Source organism: Sporomusa sp., from assembly GCF_057736855.1.
Genome location: NZ_JBYKYF010000433.1, coordinates 1 through 1,984, shown reverse-complemented (window position 1 = coordinate 1,984; position 1,984 = coordinate 1). Strand labels below are relative to the sequence as shown.

At 43.0% G+C, this 1,984-nt stretch carries 2 protein-coding genes; both read left to right on the top strand.

The window, feature by feature from the left end:
- Positions 1–1,458 (top strand): tRNA uridine-5-carboxymethylaminomethyl(34) synthesis enzyme MnmG (mnmG, locus tag AC29Z1_RS17285; protein WP_488272687.1); only part of this gene is annotated, 1,458 nt, incomplete at its 5' end.
- Between the two features lie 13 nt (positions 1,459–1,471).
- Positions 1,472–1,984: 16S rRNA (guanine(527)-N(7))-methyltransferase RsmG (gene rsmG, locus AC29Z1_RS17280; RefSeq protein WP_488272686.1), on the top strand; the 513-nt coding region annotated here is incomplete at its 3' end.

Here is a 1,984-nt window from a genome sequence, read left to right as displayed (position 1 = left end):
ACTGAGCTAGGGGAAATCTATACAGCAAAATGTGTTGTGATTGCTACAGGAACCTATTTGCGCGGTAAAATTATTATTGGTGAAATAAGTTACCCAGGTGGGCCGGCAGGACAACGAGCTGCGCAAAAATTGTCTGAAGCGCTAAAGCGTTTAGATATTACACTTATGCGGTTTAAAACCGGCACACCGGCGCGAGTAGATTCCCGAACCATTGATACCAGTAAAATGACCATTCAACCCGGTGATGATGTACCCCATAATTTTTCTTTTATGAGCGATATCACTACACGGGAGCAAATTCCCTGCTGGCTGACATATACCAATGAACGAACCCATGAGATTATCAGGAACAACTTGCATCGTGCGCCTATGTATACTGGGATGATTGAGGGAACTGGACCGCGTTATTGTCCTTCGATTGAAGATAAAGTAGTCCGTTTTGCTGATAAACTAGCCCATCAAGTATTTGTTGAACCAGAAGGTGCTAATACCACGGAAATGTATATTCAAGGTATGTCAACAAGTCTGCCTGTAGATGTACAGTTGGCTTTTTTACGAACCATTCCTGGCCTAGAGCAAGCTGAAATTATGCGTCCAGGATATGCCATTGAGTATGATTGTATCGATCCGACAGAACTTAAACCAACTTTGGAAACCAAAAAGATCAGAGGATTATTTTCGGCAGGACAAGCCAATGGTACTTCCGGCTATGAAGAAGCAGCTGCTCAAGGGTTGATGGCGGGTATTAATGCTGCGTTACTTGTACAGGGAAAGCCGCCCTTTATTTTGTCACGATCAGAAGCTTATATCGGTGTGCTGATTGATGATCTGGTAACCAAAGGAACAACTGAGCCTTATAGAATGATGACATCGCGAGCAGAATATCGTTTGATTTTGCGGCAAGACAATGCGGACCTCCGTTTGACAGAAAAAGGCTGGGCTCTCGGTCTTGTGACCAAGGAACGGTATGAGAGCTTTATAGCTAAAAAAGAAGCTATTCAGGCTACATTAGACCTATTAAAAAGCAGGCAAATTACTCCTATTCCGGAGACTCAGGCGAAAATGGCGGCACTTGGTACCGCAGAACTTAGGACAGGGATTACCTTATATGATTTACTAAGGCGTACAGAAGTGACTTATGAAGCCATGAAGCAGTATTTTGACTTACCGGACATACCGCCTTTGGTACGGGAACAAGTTGAAATTGCTGCAAAGTATGAGGGATATATTCAAAAACAAATAGAGCAGGTAGAGCGCTCAGCCAAGCTGGAAGCTAAACAACTACCAGAGGATATCGATTATAGTCAGATTAGTGGTTTGTCTCTTGAGGCCCGTCAAAAGCTTAATAAAATTCGGCCCTTGTCGATTGGTCAGGCAGCTCGTATTTCAGGTGTTTCGCCGGCAGATATCTCCATTTTAATGGTGTATTTGGAGCAGCGGCGAGGTCGTCAGATATAGGAAGGAGACGATTATGGTTAAGTTTAGGGAAATAATGGCTAAAGCTGCTGCTGATTATGGAATGCAATTGACAATTGAGCAAATAGCAGCCATGGATACCTACTATCAGCTTTTGTTAGAATGGAATGAAAAAATGAATCTTACAGCCATTACCGATCCTTATGAAGTGGCTGTTAAACATATGGTTGATTCATTATCCTGCTACCGGGCGGATATCTTTTTTTCTGGTACCAGGGTGGTTGATGTTGGTACAGGTGCTGGATTCCCTGGTGTTCCCCTTAAAATATATAATCCAGATATGCAGCTAACATTAATGGATTCGCTGAATAAGCGACTCAACTTTTTGCGGGAACTTGCCAATACCTTAGGGTTGGAAAAAGTTGAATTTGTTCATGCCCGGGCAGAAGAAGCCGGAAAAAATAAGCAACATCGTGAACAATATGATATTGCTGTTTCGCGGGCGGTTGCAAGACTGAATGTGTTGTGTGAATTATGCTTACCAATGGTTAAGGTCGGTTGTTGGTTT